Source organism: Streptomyces sp. YJ-C3, from assembly GCF_053891275.1.
This window is the reverse complement of sequence record NZ_CM132685.1, coordinates 42,852-59,554: the sequence shown is the minus strand read 5'-3', so window position 1 is coordinate 59,554 and position 16,703 is coordinate 42,852. Positions and strand designations below refer to the sequence as shown.

General features: G+C 72.6%; 17 protein-coding genes. 8 read left to right on the top strand and 9 right to left on the bottom strand.

The genetic code is table 11. The features are described from left to right. Positions 1–8 precede the first annotated feature (8 nt). Both ACVHNB_RS00295 and pdhA read right to left on the bottom strand, forming a co-directional pair. Positions 9–1,019: an alpha-ketoacid dehydrogenase subunit beta gene (locus tag ACVHNB_RS00295; RefSeq protein ID WP_456227159.1), complete on the bottom strand. Its 1,011-nt coding sequence runs from the start codon at positions 1,017–1,019 to the stop codon at positions 9–11. Then, on the bottom strand, positions 1,016–2,179 hold the full coding sequence (gene pdhA / locus ACVHNB_RS00290) for a pyruvate dehydrogenase (acetyl-transferring) E1 component subunit alpha (RefSeq protein WP_456227158.1): 1,164 nt from the start codon (positions 2,177–2,179) through the stop codon (positions 1,016–1,018). The genes ACVHNB_RS00295 and pdhA overlap by 4 nt, the downstream gene beginning before the upstream one ends. Positions 2,180–2,353: 174 nt before the next feature. Here pdhA and ACVHNB_RS00285 point away from each other — a divergent pair, with 174 nt between their 5' ends. Next, positions 2,354–2,866 carry an Lrp/AsnC family transcriptional regulator gene (locus tag ACVHNB_RS00285; protein WP_428953523.1) on the top strand — a complete coding sequence of 171 codons (513 nt, stop codon included), beginning with the start codon at positions 2,354–2,356 and terminating at the stop codon, positions 2,864–2,866. Positions 2,867–2,925: 59 nt separating this feature from the next. On the opposite strand, the gene ACVHNB_RS00280 is transcribed toward ACVHNB_RS00285, so the two are convergent. Beyond that, positions 2,926–3,534, bottom strand: a complete 609-nt coding sequence (locus tag ACVHNB_RS00280) for a TetR/AcrR family transcriptional regulator (protein WP_456227157.1) — start codon at positions 3,532–3,534, stop codon at positions 2,926–2,928. Beyond that, entirely contained in the window at positions 3,531–5,039 is a 1,509-nt protein-coding gene (locus tag ACVHNB_RS00275; RefSeq protein ID WP_456227156.1) for a 3-hydroxyacyl-CoA dehydrogenase, read from the bottom strand. The genes ACVHNB_RS00280 and ACVHNB_RS00275 overlap by 4 nt, the downstream gene beginning before the upstream one ends. Before the next feature lie 238 nt (positions 5,040–5,277). Between ACVHNB_RS00275 and paaN the strand changes: the two genes are divergently transcribed. Beyond that, positions 5,278–6,975: a phenylacetic acid degradation protein PaaN gene (gene paaN, locus ACVHNB_RS00270; RefSeq protein ID WP_456227155.1), complete on the top strand. Its 1,698-nt coding sequence runs from the start codon at positions 5,278–5,280 to the stop codon at positions 6,973–6,975. A gap of 9 nt (positions 6,976–6,984) precedes the next feature. On the opposite strand, the gene ACVHNB_RS00265 is transcribed toward paaN, so the two are convergent. From ACVHNB_RS00265 to ACVHNB_RS00255, 3 genes are read right to left on the bottom strand one after another with little or no spacing between them, the layout of a single operon-like run. Then, the gene (locus ACVHNB_RS00265) at positions 6,985–7,785 is read right to left on the bottom strand and encodes a TrmH family RNA methyltransferase (protein ID WP_456227154.1); all 801 of its coding nucleotides are present in this window, start codon (positions 7,783–7,785) and stop codon (positions 6,985–6,987) included. Between the two features lie 10 nt (positions 7,786–7,795). Next, positions 7,796–9,037: an HTTM domain-containing protein gene (locus ACVHNB_RS00260; protein ID WP_456227153.1), complete on the bottom strand. Its 1,242-nt coding sequence runs from the start codon at positions 9,035–9,037 to the stop codon at positions 7,796–7,798. Beyond that, a complete protein-coding gene (locus ACVHNB_RS00255) occupies positions 9,034–9,855 on the bottom strand; it encodes a DUF5819 family protein (RefSeq protein WP_428953529.1) in 822 nt (273 codons plus the stop codon). Before ACVHNB_RS00255 ends, ACVHNB_RS00260 begins: the two co-directional genes overlap by 4 nt. 287 nt (positions 9,856–10,142) lie before the next feature. Here ACVHNB_RS00255 and paaA point away from each other — a divergent pair, with 287 nt between their 5' ends. From paaA to ACVHNB_RS00225, 6 genes are all read left to right on the top strand, one after another. After that, positions 10,143–11,141 (top strand): 1,2-phenylacetyl-CoA epoxidase subunit PaaA, encoded by a 999-nt coding sequence (paaA, locus tag ACVHNB_RS00250; protein WP_428953530.1) that lies wholly within the window; start codon positions 10,143–10,145, stop codon positions 11,139–11,141. Continuing rightward, entirely contained in the window at positions 11,138–11,455 is a 318-nt protein-coding gene (gene paaB / locus ACVHNB_RS00245) for a 1,2-phenylacetyl-CoA epoxidase subunit PaaB (RefSeq protein WP_428953531.1), read from the top strand. Before paaA ends, paaB begins: the two co-directional genes overlap by 4 nt. Beyond that, positions 11,452–12,207, top strand: a complete 756-nt coding sequence (gene paaC / locus ACVHNB_RS00240; RefSeq protein WP_456227152.1) for a 1,2-phenylacetyl-CoA epoxidase subunit PaaC — start codon at positions 11,452–11,454, stop codon at positions 12,205–12,207. The genes paaB and paaC overlap by 4 nt, the downstream gene beginning before the upstream one ends. Beyond that, positions 12,201–12,758 carry a 1,2-phenylacetyl-CoA epoxidase subunit PaaD gene (paaD, locus tag ACVHNB_RS00235; protein WP_456227151.1) on the top strand — a complete coding sequence of 186 codons (558 nt, stop codon included), beginning with the start codon at positions 12,201–12,203 and terminating at the stop codon, positions 12,756–12,758. The genes paaC and paaD overlap by 7 nt, the downstream gene beginning before the upstream one ends. Beyond that, a complete protein-coding gene (paaE, locus tag ACVHNB_RS00230; protein ID WP_456227150.1) occupies positions 12,758–13,876 on the top strand; it encodes a 1,2-phenylacetyl-CoA epoxidase subunit PaaE in 1,119 nt (372 codons plus the stop codon). The genes paaD and paaE overlap by 1 nt, the downstream gene beginning before the upstream one ends. Before the next feature lie 164 nt (positions 13,877–14,040). After that, on the top strand, positions 14,041–15,195 hold the full coding sequence (locus ACVHNB_RS00225) for an acyl-CoA dehydrogenase family protein (protein WP_456227149.1): 1,155 nt from the start codon (positions 14,041–14,043) through the stop codon (positions 15,193–15,195). Between the two features lie 166 nt (positions 15,196–15,361). Here the strand turns inward: ACVHNB_RS00225 and ACVHNB_RS00220 are convergent, their stop codons facing one another. Both ACVHNB_RS00220 and ACVHNB_RS00215 read right to left on the bottom strand, forming a co-directional pair. After that, positions 15,362–15,709, bottom strand: coding sequence for a rhodanese-like domain-containing protein (locus tag ACVHNB_RS00220; protein ID WP_428953536.1), 348 nt, complete (start codon positions 15,707–15,709; stop codon positions 15,362–15,364). A 115-nt stretch (positions 15,710–15,824) separates the two neighbouring features. Then, on the bottom strand, positions 15,825–16,652 hold the full coding sequence (locus ACVHNB_RS00215; RefSeq protein WP_456227148.1) for a hypothetical protein: 828 nt from the start codon (positions 16,650–16,652) through the stop codon (positions 15,825–15,827). Between the last annotated feature and the right edge of the window lie 51 nt (positions 16,653–16,703).

The window sequence follows — 16,703 nt, the reverse complement described above, 5'->3', positions numbered from 1 at the left end:
CGCTCCCCTCACTGGTCCCACTGGAGCCGTGCGACCGCGTCCAGCACCCGGTCCACACCCGGGAGATGGTGCCTCTCCAGCATCGGCGGCGGGTACGGAATGTCGAACCCGGCCACCCGCAGCACCGGCGCCTCCAGATGATGGAAGCACCGCTCGGTCACGCGCGCGGCGATCTCCCCGCCCGGGCCGCCGAAGCCGCCCGACTCGTGCACGACGACCGCGCGCCCGGTGCGGCGCACGGACGCGGCGACCGTCGCGTCGTCGAACGGCACCAGCGAGCGCAGATCGACCACTTCGAGGTCCCAGCCCTCCGCGCGGGCCGCCTCGGCCGCCTCCAGGCAGACGGGCACGGACGGTCCGTACGTGATGAGCGTGGCACTGGTCCCGGGGCGGCGCACCACTGCCGTACCTATGGGCTCAACGTGCGCCGGCTGCTCGGGGTTCCAGGAATCCTTCGCCCAGTACAGCCGCTTGGGCTCCAGGAACACCACCGGGTCGTCGGAGGCGATCGACTGCCGCAGCAGCCCGTACGCGTCCGCGACGGTGGCGGGCGTGACGACGGTCAGGCCCGGCGTCGCCATGTAGTACGCCTCGGAGGAGTCGCTGTGGTGCTCGACGCCGCCGATGCCGCCGCCGTAGGGCACGCGCACGGTGATGGGCATGGGCACGGCACCGCGCGTGCGGTTGCGCATCCGTGCGACGTGCGAGATCAGCTGCTCGAAGGCGGGGTAGGCGAACGCGTCGAACTGCATCTCCACGACCGGCCGCAGCCCGTACATCGCCATGCCGACGGCGGTGCCGAGAATGCCGGCCTCCGCGAGCGGCGTGTCCGTGCAGCGGTCCTCGCCGAACTCCTTGGCGAGCCCGTCGGTGATGCGGAAGACACCGCCGAGCGTGCCCACGTCCTCGCCCATGACGTGCACGGTCGGGTCCTCGGCCATGGAGTCCCGCAGCGCTCGCCCGAGGGCCTGCGCCATGGTGGCGGGCTTCGCGGCCCGCCGGTCGGCGACGGTGGTCATGCCCGGCCCCCTTCCGGGAAGCCTTCGGCCTCCGCCTCGGCATCGAGCTCGGCGCGCAACTGCTCGGCTTGTTCGTGCAGTTGCGGGGTCCGCTCGGCGTACACGTCGGTGAACAGGTCCATCGGGTCGAGCGCCGGGTCCTGGTTCATGCGCTCGCGCAGCGCGGCCGCCATCTTCTCGGCGTCCTCGCGCACCGCCCGGACACCGGCCTCGTCGATCAGGCCCCGCCCGGTGAGCTCCCGCTCCAGGAGCAGGACCGGGTCGTGCGCGCGCCACGCCTCGACCTCGGCGTCACTGCGGTAGCGGGTCGCGTCGTCGGCGTTCGTGTGCGCGTCCATCCGGTACGTGATGGCCTCGACCAGCGTCGGACCACCACCCCCACGCGCGCGGGTCACGGCGTCGGAGAGGACCTCGTGCACCGCCACCGCGTCGTTCCCGTCGACCAGGCGGCCCGGCATCCCGTACCCGACGGCCTTGTGGGCCAGGGACGGCGCCGCGGTCTGCTTGGCCAGCGGCACGGAGATGGCGAAGCCGTTGTTCTGGACGAGGAAGACGACCGGCGCCTGCCACACGGCCGCGAAGTTCAGCGCCTCGTGGAAGTCGCCCTCGCTGGTGCCGCCGTCGCCGACCATGGCGAGCGCCACCACGTCGTCGCCCTTGAGGCGGGCGGCGTGCGCGAGACCCACGGCGTGCGGCAGCTGGGTCGCGAGCGGCGTGCACAGGGGCGCGATGCGGTGCTCGCGCGGGTCGTACCCGGTGTGCCAGTCGCCGCGCAGCAGAGTCAGGGCCTGGACGGGGTCGAGGCCGCGGGCGACGGCGGCGAGGGTGTCGCGGTAGCTGGGGAAGAGCCAGTCGCGCTCCTGGAGCACGAGCGCCGCGGCCACCTCGGCGGCCTCCTGGCCGGTCGTGGAGGGGTAGACGGCGAGACGGCCCTGCTTGGTCAGGGCGGTCGCCTGCGCGTTGTACCGGCGGCCGCGCACCACCTCGGCGTACAGGCGGCGCAGCAGCCCGGCGTCGGCCCGCGCGGCGGCGTCGGTGCCCAGGACCCGGTACGGCTGCGCGTCGGGCAGCAGCGGCGCGGGGTCCGTCCGGGGCTGCCAGGCGGGCGGCGGCGTGGGTGCGCCGGCCCGGCGGGCGTCCCGCTGCTCGGTGACCGTCATGACGACACCTCCTCGTGGGAGCGGCTTCGAGGGCGCGTCGGGTGTGATGCGCCTCACCTACCGATTGTTCGGTCGTCGGCACATTTTGGCTACAGGCACCTCCAGGCTGTGGACAATCGGTTCTCCACAGCCTGAGATGAATGCAGTACGTCCATGGTAGGGAGGCGGGGGGACATGGCATCTGAACAAATGGCCGACGGCTCCGGCGGACGCGATTCCGGCGGCCCCGACCCCGCCGCCCGCCCGCTGGACGCCATCGACCGCGACATCCTGCAGATGCTGCAGAAGGACGGCCGGGCGTCGATACGCTCCGTGGCCGAGCGCGTCCATGTGTCACGGGCGAACGCCTACGCCCGCATCAACCGCCTCATCGAGGACGGCGTGATCCGCGGTTTCGGGGCCCGCGTCAACCACGAGCGGGCCGGGCAGGGCGCGTCCGCGTACATCACGCTGAAGATCGTCCAGAACTCCTGGCGCACGGTCCGCGACCAGCTGCGGCGCATGCCGGAGGCCTCGCACATCGCGCTGGTCAGCGGCGATTTCGACGTCCTGATCCTGGTGCACACCCAGGACAACAGAGCGCTGCGCGAGCTGGTCCTCACCAAGCTCCAGGCCATCCCCGAAGTGCTCAGCACCAGAACACTGCTGGTCTTCGAGGAGGAGGACCTGGGACCGGACAATCCGTAGACGCCCGGGCTTCCGGGCGTCCACACGTCCAGGCATCGGGGCAGGGCCCGCGGGGGCGCTCAGCCCTCCTTGCGCAGCCCTCCGAAGACCAGCTCGACGACCGCGTCGGCCACTTCGCGGTCGCGCAGGCCGCCCCCGTCGGGCCGGTACCACTCCACGACGGAGTTGATCATCCCGAAGACGAGCCGGGTGGCGAGACGCACCGGTATGTCGCCGCGTACGTCCCCGTCGGCGGCGGCCGCCTTCAGGAGCTCGGCGACCTGGTGGTCGAACTCCCTGCGCCGCTCCATGGCCCAGCGCTCGGTATCGGTGTTCCCCCGCACCCGCAACAGGAGCGTCACATAGGGAAGTTCGCCGGTCAGCACCTCGACCATGCGCCGGGTGACGTACTCCAGGCGCTCCACCGCACGTCCCACGCGCGCGGGTTCCTCCTCCAGGATCCCGAAGAGGCCGTCGAGCGCACGGCTGACGGCACGGCGCAGCAGTTCCTCCTTGCCCGTCACATGGTGGTAGATCGACGACTTGGAGATGCCGGCCGCCTTGGAGAGGTGCTCCATGGAGGTGCCGTCGTAGCCGCGCTCGTTGAAGACGGTGACCGCGACCGCGAGCAGCGTGTCGGGGGTGTAGGTGTCGCGTCGTGCGCCGGTGTCACGGCGTGCGGTGGTCATGCGGAGCCCTCCCGCTTCTCGGGGGCGTACGAATGGCGGTAGAGCGCCAGGGACGGCGCGTAGCGGCCCGAGGGGTCGCGCAGATGCAGGTCGTCGAGGAGGGCGTACGCCCAGTTCTTGCCGAGCCTGCGGCTCCATTCGATGGGCCCCAGGGGGTAGTTGACCCCGAGGCGCATCGCGGTGTCGATGTCCCCCTCGGTGGCGACGCCCTTGGCGACGGCGTCGTGGGCCAGGTCGATGATGCGGGCCACCGTACGGGCGACGATCATGCCCGGCACGTCGCCGATGACGCTGACGTCCTTGCCGAGCGCCTGGAAGAGGCCGACGGCCTCGTTCAGGGTGCGCTGGTTCGCGTCCTGGGCGGTGGCGAGCGCGATGCGGGTGGCGCTGCGGTAGTCGAGCGCGAGGTCGAAGTAGACGACGTCCCGGTACTCGACGGACGTCTGCCCGTCCGCGAGGGCGAGCTGGCCGCCGCTGGGCAGCACCAGGCGGGTGCCGTTGTCCTCGTCCTCCTCGCGCACCTCGATGCCCGCCTCCCTGATGAGGGCGAGCAGCTCGCGCGCGGGGCCGAGATCGCCTTCCGCGACCACATGGGCGGGCCGGTCGGCGGGTGCGGCCGTGTGCGGTTCGGGGCGCTCCTCGCCCTCCCCGTACGCGTACCAGCCCTGGCCCGCCTTGCGGCCGATGTGCCCCGCCTCGACCAGGCGGCGCTGGGCCAGCGAGGGCCGGAACTTCACGTCCTGGAAGAAGCCCTCCCACACGGAGCGCGTCACGGCCTCGTTGACGTCCTGGCCGATGAGGTCGGTCAGTTCGAAGGCGCCCATCCTGAAGCCGCCGCTCTCGCGCAGCACGGCGTCGATGGTGGCCGGGTCGGCGCCCTGGTCCTCGTAGACGGCGAACGCCTCCGCGTAGAAGGGCCGCGCGATGCGGTTGACCAGGAAGCCGGGGGTGTCGGCGCAGGCCACCGGGGTCTTGCCCCAGGCACGGGCGGTCTCGTACGCGCGCGTGGCCGCGGTGACGTCGGTGGCGGAGCCGGAGACGACCTCCACCAGGGGCAGCAGCGGCGCGGGGTTGAAGAAGTGCAGGCCCACGAAGCGGCCGGGGAGCCGCAGCGCCCCGCCGATCGCCGTCACGGACAGGGACGAGGTGTTCGTGGCGAGCAGACAGTCGTCGGCGACGATGTCCTCCAGCTCCCGCAACAGCTGCTGCTTGACGTCCAGTTGCTCCAGGACGGCCTCGACGACCAGGGCCGCGTCCGCCAGCTCGTCGAGCGTCTGCGCGGGCGCGAGACGGGCACTGGCGGCCGCGCGCTCGTCCGGGCTCATCCGGCCCTTCTCGACGAGCCGGTCGAGCCGCGCGGCGATCGACTCCGCGGCCGTCTTCGCGCGCCCGGGCACGGCGTCGTAGAGCCGGACGGGGTGCCCCGCGACCAGCGCGACCTGGGCGATGCCCTGGCCCATGGTGCCGGTGCCGACCACGCCCACGAGGCGGTCATGTGCTGTCATGCGCGCGATCCTTCCGCATTTGGCCGCGCGGCAGGGCCCCGGGGCCCATTGGGTCGGTTTTCCACAGGTTCCACGCACCCTCTTGTCCCGACCGATCGTTCGGTTACTCTAACTCTGACTGTTCGTCCCTGCCCAGTCCCGACCTGTCCCGTCCCGACCCGTCCCGACCCGTCCCGTCCAGTCCCGACCGGCTCGCCGGCTCGACGAGGAGCCGCAGCCCAGGAGGAGTTGGTCCGCCATGGCCGCCGCCGAACCCACCGCGCACGACCTGATCGCCAAGCACCGGCCGACCCTCGACCAGGCGCTGGAAGCGATCCGCACGCGCGCGTACTGGTCCCCGCACCCCGAGCACCCCAAGGCCTACGGGGAGAACGGGAGCCTGAGCCTCGCCGAGGGCAAGGCCGCCTTCGACGCGCTGCTCGGCACCCGGCTCGACCTCGGCCAGGCGGGCACGGACGATTTCGTGGGCGGTGAAGTGTCGCCGTACGGGATCGAGTTGGGGATCACCTATCCGCACGCCGACATCGAGGCGCTGCTGCCGGCGATGCGCGCGGGCATGCGCGCGTGGCGCGACGCGGGCGCCGAGGTGCGCGCGGCGGTGTGCCTGGAGATCCTGGCCCGGATCAGCGCGCGCACGCACGAGTTCGCGCACGCGGTCATGCACACCAGCGGCCAGGCCTTCATGATGGCGTTCCAGGCGGGCGGCCCGCACGCGCAGGACCGCGGCCTCGAAGCGGTGGCGTACGCGTACGCGGAGCAGGTGCGCACACCGGACGCCGCGCAGTGGTCCAAGCCCCAGGGCAAGCGCGATCCCCTGGTCCTGGACAAGGAGTTCACCCCGGTCGCCCGCGGCATCGCGCTGCTGATCGGGTGCAACACGTTCCCGACGTGGAACGGATATCCAGGCCTGTTCGCCTCCCTGGCCACGGGCAACCCGGTCCTGGTGAAGCCCCACCCGCGCGCGGTGCTGCCGCTCGCGCTCACGGTGCAGGTGGCCCGCGAGGTCCTCGCCGAGGCGGGCTTCGCCCCCGACCTGGTGGCGCTCGCGGCCGAGCGGGACGGCGAGGGCATCGCCAAGACCCTGGCCGTGCGCCCCGAGATCAGGATCATCGACTACACGGGGTCGACCGCCTTCGGCGACTGGCTGGAGGCCCACGCCCGGCAGGCGCAGGTCTACACGGAGAAGGCCGGCGTGAACACCGTCGTGATCGACGGAACCGACAACTACAAGGGCATGCTGGCCAACCTGGCGTTCTCGCTGTCCCTGTACAGCGGCCAGATGTGCACGACCCCGCAGAACCTTCTGGTGCCGCGCGAGGGCATCACCACCGACCAAGGGCCCAAGTCGTACGACGAGGTCGTCGCGGACCTCGCCCGGTCGGTCGGCGACCTGCTCGGCGACGACGCCCGGGCGAACGGGCTGCTGGGCGCCCTGGTGAACCCGGACGTGAAGGCCCGCCTGGAAGCGGCCGCCGGCCTCGGTGAAGTCGCCCTGGCCTCAAGGGAGATCAGCAACCCGGAGTTCCCGGACGCCGTGGTGCGCACCCCGGTGATCGTGAAGCTGGACGGCACCAAGCCGGACGCCGAGGCCGCCTACATGAGCGAGTGCTTCGGCCCGGTCTCCTTCGCCGTCGCCGTCGACTCCGCGCAGGACGCGGTGGACCTGCTGCGCCGCACGGTGCGCGAGAAGGGCGCGATGACGGTGGGCGCGTACACCACCTCCGACGAGGTCGCCGGGGCCGTCGAGGAGGTCTGCCTGGAGGAGTGCGCCCAGCTCTCGCTCAACCTCACGGGCGGGGTGTACGTGAACCAGACGGCGGCGTTCTCCGACTTCCACGGCTCGGGCGGCAACCCCGCGGCCAACGCGGCGCTGTGCGACGGCGCCTTCGTGGCGAACCGCTTCCGGGTGGTGGAGGTGCGCCGGGAAGCCGTCTGAGGCCCGGCACTACGGCGCGTTCGTGCTGTGCGCGCTCCAGTGGAAGAGCGTCATGCCGACGCTGGTGGCCAGGTTGTAGCTGGAGACCTGGGGCCGCATCGGCAGCGACACCAACTGGTCGGCGCGCGCACGCAGTTCGGGCGACAGGCCGCTGCGCTCGGACCCGAAGGCGAGCAGCGCGTCGTCGGGCAGCTTCAGGCCGCGGATGTCGGCGCCCTCGGGATCGAGCGCGTACAGCGGCCCCTGGGGCAGCTCGTCGACGCCGAGCCGCTCCACGGCGGTCGCGAAGTGCAGCCCGGCCCCGCCCCGTACGACGGTGGGGTGCCAGGGGTCGAGGTCGCCCGTCGTGACGACGCCGGTGGCGCCGTATCCGGCGGCGAGGCGGATGACGGCGCCCGCGTTGCCGAGATTGCGCGGGTTGTCGAGGACGACGACGGGTGCGGTGCGCCCGGTGCGCGCGAGGGCGGCGCGGTTGCCGGCGCGGTCGGGACGTCCCGCGAGGGCGGCGACGCCGGTGGGGTGCAGCCGCGGCACGAGCGCCCGCAGCACGTCCTGGTCGACCTCCACGAGGAGCGCGTCCAGGTCCCGTACGACGTCGGGGGCGAGGTCGGCGGCCAGTTCGAGCGCGGCCGCCCGGTCCACGGCGAGCGCGACGGGGATGTCGGCGCCGAAGCGCGCGGCGTGCTTGAGGGCGTGGAACCCGTCGAGCAGCACCGCCGCGTCGGCCTGGCGCCGCCAGGCGCGCACGGCGCCCTCAGGGCCCTCGTCCGGCCTGCTGTCGGCGCCGCTGTCCGTGCTCGTCCCGCTCATGGCAGGAAGCCTACGTGCGCGCCGTGGGCGTCTGCGCCGCGACCGGTTCGACGTCCTGCGCCGAGCGCGGACCGGGCACCTCCGCCTCGCGCGAACCCGCGAGGACGCGGCCACGCGCGCGTGCCGCCCAGCCACCGAGGCGCCGCAGGAACGACGTCGGCAGGAACACCGCGTCGGCGGCGATCATCGCGAGCGAGAAGAACGGCAGTCCCAGCACGACGGCGATGACCGCGTGCTCGAGGATCATGAACATCAACAGGACGTTCTTCATGCGCCGGTTGAAGACCGTGAACGGGAAGGCGACCTGTACGGCGACCGTCACGTACGTCACGAGCATCACCATCGGCCCGAACGCGGTCAGCAGATCGCCCAGGAAGGGCCACGGCGAGAAGTAGTCCAGGTGTAGCGGGTAGTAGACCGCGGTGCCGTCCTGCCAGCGGCTGCCCTGGATCTTGTACCAGCCCGCGGTCGCGTAGATCAGGCACGCCTCGATCATGATCACCAGCAGGGCGGCGTTGTGCACGACGTTGCCGACGATGTCGCACAGCAGCCGCGGATCACCCGGCTCGGCACGGCGGTCGACGTACCACCACACTCCCTGGGCGGCCCACAGCCCCCAGAAGAGGAGCAGCCATCCGCCGCTCGCGTCGCCGGTGAACGTGACCGCCGAGAGCGCGAGGCCCACGACCCACCACAGGACGATCCCGCCCCGGTCCTCGGGCGCCGGCCCCTGCGAGGAGTTCTGCCGGGCACGCGCGCGTGCCCGGCGTCGCGCGTCCAGCGACCACACCTGTCCGCAGCGGGTGAAGATGAGGTAGATCGACATGAGGTGAAGGACGTTGTCGCCGCCGTCGCCCACGAAGATGCTGCGGTTCTGCAGCGACAGCACGCCGATCATGAAGAGCACCGACGTGGCGCGGGTGTGCCAGCCCAGCATCAGCAGGACGGACGCCAGCACCGCCACCGCGTAGACGAGCTCGAACCATGCCTGGCCGTCGGACCACATCAGCGCGCTGAAGGCGTGGTTGTCCGCGATGAGCTCCTGCGCCATGCCCCAGCTCCAGGGCCCGTCCGGCCCGTAGAGCTCCTGCCGGTGCGGGAACTCGCGCAGCAGGAACAGCAGCCACGTCAGGGAGAACCCGATGCGGATGACGGCGCTCTGGTAGCGGCCGAGCGCGGACGCGGTGATCCGCTGGAGGCCGGCGCCGACCTTCTTCTCGAAGCGGTCCGGCTGTTCCTCGATCCGGCTCATCGGGCACCGCCCGTCGCGGACTGCACCCGTACGTGCGCGTCACTGCCGAGCGACACGTCCCGTGACGTCACCGTCCACCAGGGCACCTGCCGGTAGACCGGCTTCTGGCTCACCTTCTCGGCACTCCATTTCGGGGACGCGATCGCGGTCGACTGCGAGCGGACCTGGACGCGCTCGACGACGTCCCCCTTGCCGGCCACGTCGAGCCGGTCGAGGCGCAGGACGAGGACGCGGCGCAGGTACCGCTCGGACAGCGTCCCGCGCAGACCGTTCGGCCGGTTCCGGGCGTCGTGCGTGGACACGTAGATGTCCCAGGCGCGGCGCAGTTCGTTCTGCTGGGTGTGGCTGGGCACCGGGTTCCCGTCGATGGCGGCGCCGTCCTGCGCGGACAGGTCGTACCAGCGGCTGGTGCGCAGCTCGCCGCCGGACGTGCGGATCTCGGCCCGGGCCTGGACCGCGATGTTCTGCTGGAGCGGGTTCGGGGCGAACAGTTTCCAGTTCTGCTCGAACTCCGGGTAGACCCAGGCGTTGATGACGGTGCTGTGCTGCTTGGACACCGTGTTCGGCGGCGCGACGTGCAGGAACACCATGAGGACGTGCACGCAGGCGACGACGGCGACGCCCGCGAGGGCCAGCCCGGCGGCCACCTGGTAGCGGGGGGAGAGCGCCGCGATGCCCTGGGGTCCGGGTCCGGCCGGGGCGGACGGCGGCTCGGCCGAGTCGGACGGCGGGGCGTCCGACGGGTCCGGCGGTGCGGGAGTCGCCTCCTGCGGCGCGCGCCGGGCGCCCTCGTCCGCGGCGCCTGCTTCCGTCTCCATCGGTGCTCCCCGTTCCCCGTTCCTGTCGTTCCCCTGGCCCGTCCCGTCCGGCCGCCCGGCGGCGAACCGATTCCGCGGCGTGCCGCCCGGCGGATGCGACGCACCGGAACCGTACTGGGGAGCGGCCGCTCAGCACAGCTGCCCGAGGTTATCCACAGGCTCGGCGGCTCAGGGTTGACACCCTACGGCGCCACGTCCCACCATTGAATCCGACGAACCGAACGATCGGTCGGGAGATGTGGAAGGCCCGGCCGGGATCGGGCACCCAAGGTCGAGGGGGACCGGGAATGGCGACAGCAGCCCCGCACCACCAGGCAGCCGGGACGGACGCGGACCGCACCGCCGCCTTCCAGGCCGCGTTCGACGCCGCCGTGGCGGCGGACGAGCGCATCGAGCCCCGCGACTGGATGCCCGACGCCTATCGGGCGACGCTGGTGCGCCAGATCGCCCAGCACGCCCACTCCGAGATCATCGGCATGCAGCCGGAGGCCAACTGGATCACGCGCGCGCCCTCCCTGCGCCGCAAGGCGATCCTGATGGCGAAGGTGCAGGACGAGGCGGGGCACGGGCTGTACCTGTACAGCGCGGCGGAGACCCTCGGCGCGGGCCGCGACGAGCTGCTCGACAAGCTGCACAGCGGCCGCCAGAAGTACTCCTCGATCTTCAACTACCCGACGCTGACCTGGGCCGACGTGGGAGCGATCGGCTGGCTGGTGGACGGCGCGGCGATCACGAACCAGGTGCCGCTGTGCCGCTGCTCGTACGGCCCCTACGCCCGCGCGATGGTCCGTGTCTGCAAGGAGGAGTCCTTCCACCAGCGCCAGGGGTACGAGCTGCTGCTCGCACTCAGCCGGGGCACCGAGGCCCAGCACGCGATGGCGCAGGACGCGGTGGACCGCTGGTGGTGGCCGTCCCTGATGATGTTCGGCCCGCCGGACGACGAGTCGGCGCACTCGGCGCAGTCCATGGAATGGAAGATCAAGCGCCACTCGAACGACGAACTGCGCCAGCGCTTCGTCGACATCTGCGTCCCCCAGGCCGCCTCCCTCGGCCTGACGCTCCCCGACCCGGAGCTGACGTGGAACGAGGAGCGGGGACAGCACGACTTCGGCCCGATCGACTGGGCGGAGTTCCGCGAAGTCCTCAAGGGCAACGGCCCGTGCAACGAACAGCGCATCACCCAGCGCAGGCGCGCCCACGACGAGGGCGCCTGGGTGCGCGAGGCCGCCGCGGCCCACGCGGCCAAGCACGCCACGGCAGCGACCCCGGAAGGCAGGGCGGCATGAGCGAGACCCCGACCCCGAAGACGCCCGGCGGCGTCCCGGACTGGCCCCTGTGGGAGGTCTTCGTGCGCTCCCGCCGCGGCCTGTCCCACACGCACGCCGGCAGCCTGCACGCCCCGGACGCGGAGCTGGCCCTGCGCAACGCACGGGATCTGTACACCCGCCGCGGTGAAGGCGTCTCCCTGTGGGTCGTCCCGTCCGCGGCGATCACCGCCTCGTCCCCGGACGAGAAGGACCCGTTCTTCGAGCCGGCCGCCGACAAGCCGTACCGGCACCCGACGTTCTACGAGATCCCGGAAGGGGTGAAGCACCTGTGACGCAGTCCCTGAACCGGCCGGACGAGGCGCCCCGCATCTCCCCCGACACCGCGGCCGCGGCCCTCGCCCTCGGCGACGACGCCTTGGTGCTCTCGCACCGCCTGGGGGAGTGGGCGGGGCACGCCCCGGTCCTGGAGGAAGAGGTCGCCCTGGCGAACATCGCCCTCGACCTCCTCGGCCAGGCCCGCGTCCTGCTGGGCACGGTCGGCGACGAGGACGAGCTGGCGTATCTGCGCGAGGAGCGCGCCTTCCGCAATCTCCAGCTGGTCGAGCAGCCGAACGGCGACTTCGCCCACACCATCGTCCGCCAGCTCTACTTCTCCGCCTACCAGCACCTCCTCTACGCACAACTGGCCGACGGCGAGACCGAGTTCGCACCCCTCGCCGCCAAGGCCGTCAAAGAGGTCGCCTACCACCAGGACCACGCCCTGCAGTGGACGCTGCGCCTCGGTGACGGCACCGAGGAGAGCCACACCCGCATGCAGCGCGCGGTCGACGCGCTGTGGCGCTTCACCGGCGAGATGTTCCAGCCCGTCCCCGGCCTGGACCTCGACCAGGAGGAACTGCAGGCCGGCTGGACGGCGACGGTGACCACCACCCTGCGACAGGCCACGCTGACCGTCCCCGACGGCCCGCAGACCGGAGCCTGGCGCGCCGGGGCCGGGCGCCAGGGCCTGCACACCGAGCCGTTCGGCCGGATGCTCGCCGAGATGCAGCACCTGCACCGCAGCCACCCGGGGGCGTCATGGTGACCCTCGCCCACGACCGGGAGACGCCCCTCGAGGCCGAGCTGCGCAGGCTGGCCGGCTCCGTGCCCGACCCCGAGCTGCCCGTGCTGAGCCTGGAGGAGCTGGGCGTACTGCGCGCCGTGCACACGCGGGGCCCCGGCCGGGTCGAGGTCGAGCTGAGTCCCACGTACACCGGATGCCCCGCGATCGAGGCCATGGCGAGCGACATCGAGCGCGTCCTGCACGAGCACGGCATCCCCGAGGTCACCGTCCGCACCGTGCTCGCGCCCGCCTGGTCGACGGACGACATCACCCCCGAAGGCCGCCGCAAGCTGCGGGAGTTCGGCATAGCGCCCCCCAGGAGCATGCGCGCGCCCGCCGGTCCGGTCACCGTCGCCCTCGGCCCGACCCGGCACACCGCCGGTCCGTCCCGGGCGGCCACGGACGCGCTGACCTGCCCGCACTGCGGTTCGCCCGACACCGAACTGCTCAGCCGCTTCTCCTCCACCGCCTGCAAGGCACTGCGCCGCTGCCTGTCCTGCCGTGAACCCTTCGACCACTTCAAGGAGTTGTGATGGCTCGGGAAGAGGCCACGGGGACGGCACGCGGGGTCGCCCCCGCGACGGCGAGAGCCCGCTTCCACCGGCTGCGCGTCACGGCCGTCGACCGGCTCACCGACGACTCCGTGGCCCTCACCTTCGCGGTGCCCGCGCCGCTGCGCGAGGCGTACCGTCACGCGCCGGGCCAGCACCTCGCCCTGCGCCGCACCGCGGACGGCACGGAGATCCGCCGCACGTACTCGATCTGCTCCGCGGCCCCGGCCGACGAGGCTCCGCGCGCGCTGCGGGTCGGGGTGCGCCTCGTCGACGGCGGCGCCTTCTCGACGTACGCGCACAAGGACGTCGCCGTCGGTGACGAGCTGGAGGTGATGACCCCGGCCGGGCGCTTCACCCTCGACCCGGCGCCCGGGCACTACGCCGCGGTGGTCGGCGGCAGCGGCATCACCCCGGTCCTGTCCATCGTCACGTCCTTGCTGGAGCGCACGCCCGAGGCCCGGTTCTGCCTGATCCGCAGCGACCGCACCACGGCCTCGACGATGTTCCTGGAGGAGGTCGCCGACCTGAAGGACCGCTACGCCGACCGGTTCCAGCTGGTCACCGTCCTCTCCCGGGAGGAACAGCAGGCGGGTCTCGCCTCGGGCCGGCTCGACCAGGAGCGGCTCGCGGCGCTGCTGCCCGCACTGCTGCCGGTGGACGCGGTCGCGGGGTGGTTCCTGTGCGGGCCGTACGGGCTGGTGCAGGGCGCCGAGCGGGCCCTGCGCGGTCTGGGCGTCCGGCGCGAGCGCATCCACGAGGAGATCTTCCACGTGGACGACGGACCGGCCCCGGACCGCACCGCGGCTGCGGCGGCTCCCACGCACAGCACGGTCACCGCGCAGCTCGACGGCCGCTCGGGCACCTGGCCGGTCGGGGACGGCGAGTCCCTCCTGGAGACGGTGCTGCGCAACCGGCCGGACGCGCCCTACGCCTGCAAGGGCGGCGTGTGCGGTACCTGCCGCGCGTTCCTCGTCTCGGGCTCCGTACGGATGGACCGGAACTTCGCGCTGGAGCCGGAGGAGACCGAGGCCGGGTACGTCCTGGCCTGTCAGTCCCATCCGTCCACGGAAAAGGTGGAGTTGGACTTCGACCGCTGAGAGCACCGACCGGCCGCGCGCCCGGCGTCGGCACCGGGCCTGTTCCCTTCTCGTAGAACCTGTTCTATCTTGACGGCCCGTCAGATCCCGGTGCCGTGCCCGGACCCCCGACAAGGGCCCGGAGCCGTCCGGAACAGGCTCAGAAGGAACGGGAGGACAGCCCGGTGGACTTCACCTTCTCCGAGGAGCAGCAGGCGGCCGTCGAGGCGGCACGGGCGGTGTTCGCACCGGTCGCCCCCGACGGTGTGCCCAGCCCTGCGCTCACCTCCGGAGCCGTGGCCGACGACTTCGACCGCGCCCTGTGGGCCAAGGCCGCCGACGCCGATCTGCTGAGCCTGCTGATCGCGCCGGAGCACGGCGGCGCGGGCCTGGACGCCATCGCGCTGTGCCTCGTGCTGCGCGAGGCGGCGAAAGTCCTGGCCCGGGTTCCCCTGCTCGAGCACAGCGCGGCCGTCGCGACCGTACAGGCCTGTGGCAGCGAGGAGTTGAGGCAGGAGATCCTGCCCCGCGCGGGGCGCGGCGAGCTCGTCCTGACCGCCGCCTCGGCCGGCCGCACCGGACACGACCCCGCCGACCTCGCGGTCAGCGCGCGGCGCGAGCCCGACGCGGCCGGCGGTGGCTGGGTCCTGGACGGCGTCCAGACAGCGATCCCCTGGGCGCTGAACGCGGACCGGGTCCTCGTGCCCGCCCACACCCCCGAGGGCACCACCGTGCTCGCGCTGTTGCCGGGACCGGACACGGAGCTGACGGGCCGCACCTTCGCCGAGCAGATCTCGACGACCGGCGAGCGCCTGGCCGAGATCCGCCTGGACGGCGTCCGCCTCGCACCGCGCGACCTCGTCGAGGACCCCACGGCCTGGCCCCTGCTGCACGATCTGCTCGCCACCGGCACCTGCGCACTCGCGCTGGGCCTCGGCGAGGGCGTCCTGAAGATGACCGGTGACTACGCGAGCAAGCGCGAGCAGTTCGGGTATCCGATCGCCACGTTCCAGGCGGTCGCCGTGCAGGCCGCCGACCGCTACATCGACCTGCGCGCGATGGAGGCCACCCTCTGGCAGGCCGCCTGGCGGCTGAGCAGCGGCGCGACCGGCGGGCTACCGGTCGCCGGTGACGTGGCGGTCGCCAAGACCTGGGCATCCGACGGCGTCCGGCGCATCGTGCAGACCGCCCAGCACCTGCACGGCGGGTTCGGCGCGGACACGGACTATCCGCTGCACCGCTATCACGCCTGGGCCAAGCACCTGGAGCTCTCGCTCGGCCCGGCCGCCGCCCACGAGGAGATACTCGGCGACCTCCTGGCGGCCCACCCGCTGGCCTGACCGCAAGAACGGCCCTAACGGCCCGGACGGCCCGGCCGAATCGGACGTCACAGATGGATCGGACGTCACAGACGGTTCAGGCGGACCAGACGGGCCAGGCGCATCGGACGGGCCAGGCGCATCGGACGGCCGGACGGGCCGGACGGTTCAGGAGGCGGTAGGCGGATCAGAGCACGGCGCCCGGCTGCCCGTTGTCGTCCACGACGGGACGGCCGGCCGCTTCCCACGCCTGCATACCGCCGTCGACGTTGACCGCGTCGACGCCCTGCTGGACGAGGTACTGCGTCACCTGTGCGGAGCGCCCGCCGACCCGGCAGAGCACGTTGACCCGGCCGTCCTGCGGCGCCGCCTCGGTCAACTCGCCGTAGCGGGCGACGAATTCGCTCATCGGGATGTGCAGCGCACCCGCGGCGTGACCCGCCTGCCACTCGTCGTCCTCACGGACGTCGAGGAGGAAGTCGTCCGCCTTGAGCTCGTCGACACCGACCGTGGGCACACCAGAACCGAAAACCATGCCCCCGACGCTACCCGACCGCACGCCGCACCCCGGCGGCCCGTCGACGACCGGCCCGCGGTCAGGCACGGTCAGCACGCGAAAAGGGCTCGCCCGGGCCCGGTCAGGACGCGGGTCACGACGCGGTCAGGCGCTCCAGTTCGGCCTCCCGCTCGGCGACCTGCGCGAGCAGCTGCTCGGCGATATCGTCGAGCAGGCCGTCCGGATCCTCCGGCGCCATCCGCAGCATCGAGCCGATCGCGCTCTCCTCCAGCTCCTGCGCCACCGCCGTCAGCAGTTCCTTGCGCTGCGCGAGCCACTCCAGACGCGCGTACAGCTCGTCGCTCGCCGTCGGCTGCCGCTCGGGCGGCACAGGACCCGCCGCCCACTCCTCGGCCAGCTCACGCAGCAGGGCCTCGTCACCGCGCCCGTACGCCGCGTTCACCCGCGCGATGAACTCGTCACGGCGGCCCCGCTCCCCCTCGTCCTGGGCCAGATCCGGGTGGGCCTTGCGGACCAGCTCGCGGTAGAGCTTGCGGGCCTCGTCGCTGGGCCGCACCCGCTGCGGCGGCCGCACCGATTGCTCGGTCAGCATCGCGGCGGCCTCCGGGAACAGCCCGTCCCCGTCCATCCAGCCGTGGAACAACTCCTCGACGCCCGGCATCGGCATCACCCGCGCCCGTGCCTCGTCGGCCTTGCGCCGGTCCTCCGGATCGCCGGTACGCGACGCCGTCGCCTCCGCGATCAGCGCCTCCAGCTCGTCGAGCCGCGTGTACATCGGCCCGAGCTTCTGGTGGTGGAGCCGCGAGAAGTTCTCCACCTCGACCCGGAACGTCTCCACCGCGATCTCGAACTCGATCAGCGCCTGCTCGGCAGCGCGCACGGCCCGCTCGAGGCGCTCCTCGGGCCGCTCCCGAGGCTGCTCCTCCGGCTGGTCTGCCACATCGGTCTCCGGGGTCGTCACCCGTCCAGCCTAGGGCACGCGCTCCGCCCCCACCGGCGGCCCCGAGCGCCG